Genomic DNA, 9,953 nt, shown 5'->3' with positions numbered 1-9,953 from the left:
AGCTACAAAAGATATTTCGAAAGATGACCTCATTTTTGAACATGAGGAACAGGAGCACCACCTGATCAGCCGTTCACATGTGATGAAAACCTGGAGTGAAGAAAAAAAGAAGTGGTTCAGACAGTATGCATGGCCGATAAGTGACGAGATCTATGTGATGTGGAGTCCGAATCCCGATAAGTGGATTCCCATAAATCACTCCTGCGATCCCAATGCCTGGTTGACGGGATTGAATGTGACCGCACGGAAATCTATCCGGGCCGGAGAGGAAATCACTCTTGACTATGCCACCTTCTGTAATGAAATCATGGAACCTTTTTCCTGTAATTGCGGGTCGGATGACTGTCGCGAGATGATAAAAGGAACTGATTACAGATCAGATTTTGTGAGGGAAAAATATGGGGACCATGTTTCCGCCTACGTTAAGAAAATGACGGGATAAGCGCATAGTGATGGTCCGTCGTGATTGTGGTGTACCAGTCACTGCATCCCGAACACTTTTGATGATCAAAACATCCTATAAAGCGTAGTAACAATGATCTTTTTCCCTCGTTCCCAACATCCGTGTTGGGAACGCCCCTCGGGACCACCCGGTCCAAATGGGTACAAAAGCGCAATAGCCGAAAACCAACCACCGTAACCGGAATCGATCCATCCCCTCCCAAATAATTCCGTGCTGATGAATATCGCCAACCCTCCGGCCCATCAATAAAATCGGATTTTTTCAGCAATTGCTTTAGAGGTTCTTTTTATTCAAATTGTTGTATCTAATTTAATTCACTCATTATGGAAGACACGCTGATCAAAGAATTATCACAACTCAATAAAAATGAAAAACTTCTTTTGGTAGAAGCTTTGTGGGATTCTATAGCTTCTGATCCCAAGCAGGTTGATTTTCCTGAACATCACAAAAGCATTTTGGAAAAACGGTTGCAAACCCTAGACGAAGATACAGCTAATGGGAAGTCTTGGGATGAAATCCGCGATAAATATCTATAGATATCGTGTTTAAAACACTCATTCTTACCCCACAGGCTGAAAAAGATTTTGATGATGCTTACGACTGGTACGAAACCCAAGATTCCGGATTGGGAAAAGAGTTTGCCCGTTGTGTAGATGTAAAAATCACCTCAATTCTTCGCACCCCTCATCAGCACGAAGTCATTTACAAAAATGTAGTCCGAAGAGCTTTAGTTAATCGATTTCCGTTTTCCATTTACTTTGTTGAGCAAAAAGATGCGATTACAATATTTGCCATTTTACACCAACATCGAAATCCTGAGTTTTGGAAATCGCGTGTATAATCTTCACCTCGTTTTAACCCCACCAACTGTCACAGCCCATTGGACAAAACATGTAAGCGTAGCTTAAAACATCTTATAAAGCGTAGTAACAATGATCCCTTTACTATGATGAGACGGTACAGACAATAGTTGTTTTTCTTCTTTTACTTTAAGATCGAAGGGCGGGGCTAATACGTCTCGTCCTCGTTGCTAAGCTCCGGCTTTGCAATGCAGTCCCGGAAGCTCCAGCTTCCCGTGCCTTGATAATGATCTGTTGCCCGTAATCGTCTTCCTTTTTCTTTTGTGCCGACAAAAGAAACAAAAGCTCTCGGCTGCGAAAAAAGAGCTAAAGCTGACTTCATTATGCTAAAAGAAATCAATGCTCCATCAACGGGCTGGCACGAAAGCGAAGTACCTTGCGGTATGATTTCTTTCTTAACGCTCCATTCCGTCATCTTCTTAACGCTCTTTTTTCTAAGGCCGAATGTTAAAAGCGCAGCTCAAAACATTTTATAAAGCGTAGTAATAATTATCCCTTTACTATGCTGAGACGGTACAGACAATAGTTGTTTTTCTTCTTTTACTTTAAGATCAAAAGGTGGAGCTAACAAGTCTAAACCACTTTGTTTTTTTAGCCTGATTCCTTGTCCTGAAATAATATCCTTATTGGGCATGAAGGCTCCTTCAGGTACATGTTCGGTTAAAATCACATATTTAAAATCAGTCAGCTTATTGATGATACGTTGCACTTCAGCGTTCGACAAATGCTGAAGTACCTGTCTTAAAATAGCACAATCTCCTGAAGGCAGATCATCGGATGCGATATCCATACAATGGAATTCAAGGTTTTCTTCTTTAAATGTTTCCTTATTACGTTTTATCAGTTCTGCTACTATATCTATCGCAATATACTTCCGGGTATGCTGAACCAATTCTTTACCTACGTTAAAATCTCCACAGCCCAGATCACATACCACAAGAGGTTCTTCAAAAGACCTGAAAAATGAGGTCAAAACTTCTATGTAGGGATCTACATATCCGGGGTGATGAGACCCGACTCCCGAGTAAAAATCAGAATCATTGTCACCCCAAAGCTTCATTTCATACACCTGTTCCATGGCATCTCTAGTAGGCCAGGGCTTCTTTTTTGGTTTAGATCCGGTTTCCTTCTTATTCACTGTCACGTTCTTGGGCTGGAAATATAAAGTATGTCCCAAAATATAGAGTTATTCCTACAGATATCAGGTAATTCGAGGGCAGAATATAAACATGTTCTTGAACGACCCTGAAAGGGTCACATATGAATAGCCCCGGTCAATGAAATGCGGAAGCATTGAAGCAGGCCGGGGTTAAGAAATATGAAAAAAAACAAAGCTTCGCCCGATAGGTGATTTAGACTATGCCGGTTAGCGAAGCTTGGGCAACCACCTCTTTAATGACCATTTTCCCCAACCCTGCGATAACCATTTGATATATTGGCGACTTACTATGCTTGGGTTTTCTCTTTTTTGTCGTTTTATCCCAGGGTTGCATCCGCTTTTGCGGCTTTACTACCCTGGGTTATTCATATGTGACCCCTTCAGGGTCTTCATTTATCCTCGCTGGGAATGCCTGCCCGTTCCTTCGTTCCAATGTTGAAAAAGTAATCATACTCAAACCTCATTCTTGTTCCCTCTCCTTACTACCTTAATTGACTTTACTTCCAAACGTAGTATTTTGATATGAGCTCTTCGAATCATCCGTGAATAGGTTGCCAGAACGATTATTCGGATAATATTATGTTAGCTGTAAATCAATCATTCATGAATGAATTTTTTCAAAATAGTTTAGCACCGGATGTTTTTTGGGATGCATTAGCCGCAATCGGAACATTATTGGCTGTACTTGTTGCAGTTTTACATCCAATGATCAGTAAGATCAAGAGAAACAGAAGAATTACATCTCTTATTGAAGAAGAAATAAAATGCAATTATCGAATTATTTGAAATATGGCTTCGTCAGAAATTCAGAGATTGCCCGAGGAAGTGGAATTCGCCGGAAGTCAACGTAATGACGCTTTAACAGAACTAATAGATCTAAATATTTGGAGACAATACAGGTATGATCTTGCTTCAGAAGAACCGGATCAATTTACTGCATACCAAAAAATAAATGAACATGTAGAAGAGCTCCTTAATATTCCAAAAGATCATCAGAAACACCGCAAAGAGATTCAGAAAAAAGAAGCAGAATTATTCATGGAAGCTTACAATAAAGAGTTTAACTGAATATGCGTTTATTCTCGTTGGGTACGCATTTGGCAGAGATCATTTTTAGTTGAGATGAATACCTTGAACCTTAGTTTTTCTTAGAAAGGTTGTGGTAAAAACAGAAGAGCGCTTGGCTACCACACCCCACGAATTTCATGCAGGAACAGCTGCATGAAATGATCTCCCCTCAAGGGGAGACTTCTCCGATGTTCAGTCCCAAAAATGAGTTTGAAATCTAAAATTCCATTCTATACTACCTCGGATAGTCCTCCCTTGAGGGAGGTGCCAAAATTTAGCTCGCTAAATTTCGCGGAGGGTGTACGCTAAGGCTGAAACCGGTTTTTGCATCCATAAAATTTTCTACGGTTTTTGTTCTGTGGACCGGGAGGTCCGCAGTGGCGTTCCCAACCGGGTGGTTGGGAACGAGTGTGAAATAAAAAAATTAAACCGTAGGGGCAATTCATGAATTGCCCCTACGGTTTTTTCTATTAGGTAATGCTTGAAAACTGAAAGGCAACAAAAAAAGGCAGCCTGAAAAATCAGGCTGCCTTTTGAATAGTCATTAAATGCTGAAGTGATTACTTCAGATCAAAACGATCCAGGTTCATCACTTTATTCCAGGCTTTGATGAAGTCGTTGATGAACTTCTCTTCAGCTGCTTCGCTTCCGTACACTTCTGCAAGTGCGCGGAGTTCTGAGTTTGAGCCAAAGATCAGGTCGGAGCGGGAACCGCTCCATTTTACATCACCTGTTTTGCGATCGCTTCCAACAAAAACGTTTTGATCGTCATTGGTTGCCTGCCAGGTAGTATTCAAGTCCAGCAGGTTTTTGAAGAAATCGTTGGTGAGTGTTCCGGGCTTGTCGGTAAATACGCCTTTTTTGGAACCGTCAAAGTTGGTATCCAGAACGCGCATTCCGCCAAGAAGAACGGTCATTTCAGGAGGAGTAAGTGTCATAAGCTGCGCTTTGTCTACCAGCATTTCTTCGGCTGAAGTATTATGCTTTGGAGCAAAGTAGTTGCGGAATCCATCGGCAGGGGGTTCTAACCATGCAAATGAATCTACATCTGTTTGCTCTTGGGTGGCATCCGTACGTCCCGGCGTGAATGGCACGGCCACATCATGACCGGCATCTTTCGCCGCTTTTTCAATAGCAGCAACACCGCCAAGAACGATCAGGTCAGCCATGGAAACCGTTTTGCTGAATTGGTTCTTAATTCCTTCAAGCGTGTCCAATACTTTAGCCAGTTGCTCAGGGTTATTCACTTCCCAATCTTTTTGTGGAGCCAGTCGAACCCGGGCGCCATTCGCACCACCGCGTTTATCAGAATTCCGGTAGGTTGAGGCAGAAGCCCAGGCGGTAGAAACGAGTTCAGAAACTGAAAGTCCTGAATCGAGGATCTTGCCTTTGAGTTCTTCAATATCATTACCGTTGATCAGTTCGTGATCTGCTTCAGGAATCGGATCCTGCCATAGCAGTTCTTCTTCAGGAACTTCAGGCCCCAGAAGGAGTGATTTCGGTCCCATATCACGGTGCGTCAGTTTGTACCATGCACGGGCAAAAGCATCTGCAAATTCATCCGGATTCTCGAGGAATCGGCGTGAAATTTTTTCATAGGCAGGATCTTCTCTCAGGGAAAGATCGGTGGTCAGCATAAATGGCTGATGCGTTTTCTCAGGATCATGTGCATCAGGAACGGTGCCTTCTCCGGCGCCGTCTTTAGGTCGCCATTGCCATGCCCCAGCAGGACTCTTATGCAATTCCCACTCAAAATTGAATAGATTCTCAAGAAAGTGCATCGACCATTCGGTTGGCTTTTGTGTCCATGTTCCTTCCAAACCACTGGTGATGGTATCGGCCCCTTTCCCGGTTCCATGAGCATTTTTCCAACCCATTCCCATCTGTTCCATAGGAGCAGCTTCCGGTTCGCCGGCAAGATGTGATTCCGGCGCTGCACCGTGAACTTTACCGAAGGTGTGTCCACCGGCAATAAGGGCAACCGTTTCTTCGTCGTTCATCGCCATGCGTTTAAAAGTCTGACGGATAAACTTAGCTGCTTTTTTAGGATCTGGTTCGCCGTTTGGCCCTTCAGGATTCACATAGATCAGTCCCATGTGGTCGGCGCCAAGCGGTTCTTCCAGTTCGCCATCTTCAGTGTGACGTTGATCGGCAAGCCATTCGCCTTCCGATCCCCAATAAATATCTTCTTCCGGTTCCCAAACGTCTTCACGTCCGCCGCCGAAACCAAAGGTTTTAAAGCCCATGGATTCCAGAGACACGTTTCCGGCCAGGATCATAAGATCAGCCCAGGAAAGTTTATTCCCATATTTCTGTTTGATGGGCCATAGCAGTAAACGGGCTTTATCTAAATTCACGTTATCAGGCCAGCTGTTCAGTGGAGCAAAGCGCTGGTTTCCGGTTGATCCGCCACCGCGGCCATCAACTACGCGATAGGTTCCGGCGCTGTGCCATGCCATGCGGATCATAAGCGGGCCATAGTGACCAAAATCAGCCGGCCACCATTCCTGGGAATCGGTCATCAGTTCTTCAAGATCTTGCTTGACCGCTTTCAGATCCAGTTTTTTAAATTCTTCAGCATAGTCAAAATCTTCTCCCATTGGATCAGATTTGGAGGAATGCTGGCGTAAAATATTCAAATTCAATTTGTTGGGCCACCATTCGCGGATCTTTGCCCCTTCATTTGCCGAATTTCTCATCGCTCCGTTATGGAACGGACATTTACTTACGTCACTGGATTCTGTAGGTTGGTTTGCTTTATAGGTGTCTGCTTTGTTTGCAGAGGTTTCATTTGCTTCGCCCATTGCAGCTTGATCTTCTGCAGGTTTATTATTCTTATCAGCCATAATTACTTTCTTAAGTTTTTTGAGAGTAGGTTTCAAAGAAAGCGATTACAACTCCCTGAACCAAATCAATAAAGGTTTAAGGCGTGATAGGTTTTGTTTATATAGCGAGGCTCAAGGTGTTAGGTGCAAGGCGCAAGAAAGTCATCCAGCAAAAATCAACAATCCCAAATCCTATACGTTATTCAGGGCTTCGTTGAGTGCTTGTAAGCTTTTTTTGGCATCGCCGAAGAACATCTGGTTTTTCTCATCATAGAAGAGTGGGTTGTCGATGCCGGCATAACCGGGACTCAGACTCCGCTTGAATATCACGGTGCGTTTGGCTTCATCTACATTCAGAATAGGCATTCCATAAATGGGACTCCCGGGTTCGGTTTTGGCTACCGGGTTGACCACATCATTTGCGCCGATCACCAGTACAACATCAGTGGTCTTGAATTCAGGGTTGATCTGATCCATGTCCAACAACTGATCATAAGGCACATCGGCTTCGGCGAGTAGTACGTTCATGTGTCCGGGCATACGTCCGGCTACGGGGTGGATGCCATATTTCACCTGAACACCGCGTTCTTCCAGTTTTGCGGCTACTTCTTTGAGTACATGTTGAGCCTGGGCCACAGCAAGTCCATAACCGGGTACGATCACTACTTTGGAGGCATAAGCAACCTGTATGGCAAGATCATCGGCCGTGCTTTCGCGAACGGTTTTGTCACCTGTTTCAACTCCGGAACCGCCACCTGAATCTCCCCCAAAGGTTCCAAATATTACATTGGTCAGCGAGCGGTTCATGGCTTTGCACATAATTTGAGTGAGGATCAGCCCGGCAGCCCCAACAAGTGCACCTGCAATGATGAGCAGGTTGTTCCCGATCACAAAACCGGCCATGGAAGCTGCGATACCTGAGTAGGAGTTGAGCAATGAAATCACCACGGGCATATCCGCACCACCAATTGGGATGACGGAAGTGACCCCGATTAATAATGATAATCCAAGTATGATCCAGAAAATAGTTTGATTTGTGGGATCAAAAGTGAAGAAGCCGATCAACACCAGCACGGCGATCATCGACCCAATGTTAATAATATTCAAACCCGGAAAGGTGATGGCGTTTCCGGATATGAAACCTTTCAGCTTTCCAAAAGCTACAAAACTACCGGTGAAAGTCAGTGCCCCTATGAAGATGCCGAGCCCGGTGGTTACCAGGCTATCGGGCGACATGGTTGTCGGATCTACCAGCCGGGAAAATTCCCCCCAGGCAACAAGTGCAGAGGCACCGCCACCAAATCCGTTGAAAACGGCCACAAGTTCCGGCATGGCGGTCATGGCTACTTTTTTGGCAAGAACCGCTCCGATTAAGCCACCGATCAAAATTCCGGCGATGATCCATTCAAACGAAATGATCTGCTGATCGAAAAGGGTAACTACGATCCCGATGAACATCCCAAGTGCAGCCAATTGATTTCCCTTTCGGGCAGTGGCAGGGGAGTTCAGTAACTTCAACCCGCGAATAAAAAAGAAGGTCGCGATCAGGTAAATGATCTGAATCGTGTCAGGCAAATAGGGGAGGAAAGCTTCCGGTAAAAACTGGCTCATTTCTCATCCTCCTTTTTCTTGAACATCTCCAGCATGCGGTCGGTTACCATAAATCCGCCCACCACGTTGATGGTGGCAAACACAATGGCCACAAAACCGACGATCTGACTCATTTGGGAATCAAGTCCGGAATGACCGGCAACGATCAAAGCTCCCACAATGGTAATTCCAGAAATGGCATTGGCGCCACTCATCAACGGCGTATGCAGCGTGGGCGGGACTTTGGAAATGAGCTCAAAGCCAATAAAACAGGCCAGAACAAAGATGAAGATGGAGAATATGAGTGTTTCCATAATTTTTAACTCGTTATTTGTTATTGGTTAATAGTTATTGGTGTAACCGAGATACAGCAGCTTGCTGAGTTTAGATCCGGTTTACCAATAACCAATTCCTATTAACCATCTAACCATTTTTCAACATCGGGCTGATAATTTCGCCCTGATGCGTAACCGTGGTTTTTAGAAGTATTTCGTCTTCAAAGTTGAAATTCGGTTTGCCTTCTTCGATCAGCAGATCTAAAAGCGCGTACATATTCTTGGAGTACAGCTTACTGGCGTGGAGTGAAAGCTGACTTGGCAGATTGTTCGGGCCTACGATCTTCACTCCGTATTTCTCAACTGTTTTACCATGCTCGGTCAGTTCACAATTTCCTCCGTTTTCAGAAGCAATGTCCACGATCACCGAACCGGGTGACATATCCTTTACCATGGCCTCGGTAATAAGAACCGGAGCCGGTCTTCCCGGGATGAGCGCCGTAGTTAGAACGATATCCGATTTTTTAGCGTGTTCATGGATGGCCTGTCGCTGGAGATCCTGCTTTTTTTGATCCAATTCTTTGGCGTAGCCGCCTTCGGTTTGGGTTTCTTCCTCACCGAGTTCCACTTCCACGAACTTGGCTCCTAAACTTTCTACCTGCTCTTTTACTTCCGGGCGGATATCAAAAGCTTCCACAACGGAACCCAATCTCTTTAAAGTGGCGATGGCCTGAAGTCCTGCCACACCGGCTCCCAGCACCAGCGACTTCGAAGGGGGGATGGTTCCAGCGGCGGTCATCATCATGGGCAGATATTTGTCAAGCTCATTGGCTGCGATCAATGCTGCTTTGTAACCCGCAATGGAACTCATGGAGGAAAGTACATCCATGTTTTGAGCGCGGGATATTCGCGGAACGAAATCCATGCCCAAAGCGGAGATCTCTAAGTCTTTTAGCTGTTTTACCAATTCAGGATTTTGAAGAGCCCAAAGCAAGCAGATCAAGACCGCCCCCTTTTTGAGTTTTTTAAACTCTTCTTCAGCGGGAGTTTGAATGGTAAGCAATATGTCCGAATCGGCTAATATCTGATTCCTGTCAGAGATAATAGAAGCACCTGATTCTTCATAACTATGATCAGGGAAATTTGATTCTAATCCGGCTCCGGCTTCCACCCAAACTTTAAGCTCTTGCTTAACAAGCTGCGCAGATACTTCCGGAGTAAGGGCTACCCGCCGTTCATGTTCTGCTGTTTCTTTTAAAACACCTACAATCAATATGGATCCTCCGTTAAGTTTCTGTCGACAACATAATGAAATCAATGAATATCACAAATAACCAGTTTGCATACTATCATTGAAAATTATGAATATATGGTGAAGTTGGGATAAGCTAATTCTATGAATTATATAGATAATAAGAGACCAATTTTATCTGATAAAAATCTTATAATGTGAATCGAATAAATAAATGAATGGAATTATGGAAGACATCGCAGGAAAAACATTTGACGTTGTAATTGTAGGAAGCGGCCCGGCCGGACTAACAGCCGCATTATATGCAGCTCGTGCCGATCTCAAACCATTGGTATTTGAAGGCCTGGAACCCGGTGGCCAGCTAATGACAACCACCGACGTAGAGAACTTTCCCGGTTATCCTGAAGGAGTCATGGGGCCAAAGATGATGCAGGACTTCCGCGAGCAAGCCACTCGTTTTG

The 9,953-nt window shown here is 44.5% G+C and carries 12 protein-coding genes; 6 read left to right on the top strand and 6 right to left on the bottom strand.

The window, feature by feature from the left end; translation table 11 throughout:
• From VFM80_RS00325 to VFM80_RS00315, 3 genes are all read left to right on the top strand, one after another.
• Positions 1-442, top strand: a 442-nt coding sequence (locus VFM80_RS00325; RefSeq protein WP_395068402.1) for an SET domain-containing protein-lysine N-methyltransferase, incomplete at its 5' end; no start/stop codon positions are given.
• Positions 443-786: 344 nt separating this feature from the next.
• Positions 787-999, top strand: coding sequence for an addiction module protein (locus VFM80_RS00320; RefSeq protein WP_395068400.1), 213 nt, complete (start codon positions 787-789; stop codon positions 997-999).
• A gap of 5 nt (positions 1,000-1,004) precedes the next feature.
• Positions 1,005-1,304, top strand: coding sequence for a type II toxin-antitoxin system RelE/ParE family toxin (locus VFM80_RS00315; RefSeq protein WP_395068398.1), 300 nt, complete (start codon positions 1,005-1,007; stop codon positions 1,302-1,304).
• 167 nt (positions 1,305-1,471) lie between these two features.
• Here the strand turns inward: VFM80_RS00315 and VFM80_RS00310 are convergent, their stop codons facing one another.
• Together VFM80_RS00310 and VFM80_RS00305 are read right to left on the bottom strand one after the other, a co-directional pair.
• Positions 1,472-1,645: a hypothetical protein gene (locus VFM80_RS00310; protein ID WP_395068396.1), complete on the bottom strand. Its 174-nt coding sequence runs from the start codon at positions 1,643-1,645 to the stop codon at positions 1,472-1,474.
• Between the two features lie 138 nt (positions 1,646-1,783).
• A complete protein-coding gene (locus VFM80_RS00305; RefSeq protein ID WP_395068404.1) occupies positions 1,784-2,401 on the bottom strand; it encodes a class I SAM-dependent methyltransferase in 618 nt (205 codons plus the stop codon).
• A 660-nt stretch (positions 2,402-3,061) separates the two neighbouring features.
• Between VFM80_RS00305 and VFM80_RS00300 the strand changes: the two genes are divergently transcribed.
• Both VFM80_RS00300 and VFM80_RS00295 read left to right on the top strand, forming a co-directional pair.
• Positions 3,062-3,268, top strand: coding sequence for a hypothetical protein (locus tag VFM80_RS00300; RefSeq protein WP_395068394.1), 207 nt, complete (start codon positions 3,062-3,064; stop codon positions 3,266-3,268).
• Between the two features lie 3 nt (positions 3,269-3,271).
• On the top strand, positions 3,272-3,550 hold the full coding sequence (locus VFM80_RS00295) for a hypothetical protein (RefSeq protein WP_395068393.1): 279 nt from the start codon (positions 3,272-3,274) through the stop codon (positions 3,548-3,550).
• Between the two features lie 560 nt (positions 3,551-4,110).
• Here the strand turns inward: VFM80_RS00295 and katG are convergent.
• The 4 genes from katG to VFM80_RS00275 all read right to left on the bottom strand — a co-directional run bounded on the left by katG (position 4,111) and on the right by VFM80_RS00275 (position 9,513).
• Complete coding sequence (gene katG / locus VFM80_RS00290; RefSeq protein WP_395068391.1) at positions 4,111-6,396, bottom strand: catalase/peroxidase HPI; 2,286 nt, start codon at positions 6,394-6,396, stop codon at positions 4,111-4,113.
• 171 nt (positions 6,397-6,567) lie between these two features.
• Positions 6,568-7,986: an NAD(P)(+) transhydrogenase (Re/Si-specific) subunit beta gene (locus VFM80_RS00285; protein ID WP_395068389.1), complete on the bottom strand. Its 1,419-nt coding sequence runs from the start codon at positions 7,984-7,986 to the stop codon at positions 6,568-6,570.
• Positions 7,983-8,279 carry an NAD(P) transhydrogenase subunit alpha gene (locus VFM80_RS00280; RefSeq protein WP_395068387.1) on the bottom strand — a complete coding sequence of 99 codons (297 nt, stop codon included), beginning with the start codon at positions 8,277-8,279 and terminating at the stop codon, positions 7,983-7,985. Before VFM80_RS00280 ends, VFM80_RS00285 begins: the two co-directional genes overlap by 4 nt.
• A gap of 109 nt (positions 8,280-8,388) precedes the next feature.
• Positions 8,389-9,513: a Re/Si-specific NAD(P)(+) transhydrogenase subunit alpha gene (locus VFM80_RS00275; protein WP_395068385.1), complete on the bottom strand. Its 1,125-nt coding sequence runs from the start codon at positions 9,511-9,513 to the stop codon at positions 8,389-8,391.
• Positions 9,514-9,718: 205 nt separating this feature from the next.
• Between VFM80_RS00275 and VFM80_RS00270 the strand changes: the two genes are divergently transcribed.
• Positions 9,719-9,953: NAD(P)/FAD-dependent oxidoreductase (locus VFM80_RS00270; RefSeq protein WP_395068383.1), on the top strand; the 235-nt coding region annotated here is incomplete at its 3' end.

This window comes from Gracilimonas sp. (assembly GCF_035704785.1).
Taxonomy (GTDB): Bacteria; Bacteroidota; Rhodothermia; order Balneolales; family Balneolaceae; genus Gracilimonas.
This window is presented reverse-complemented; position numbering and strand designations above follow the sequence as displayed.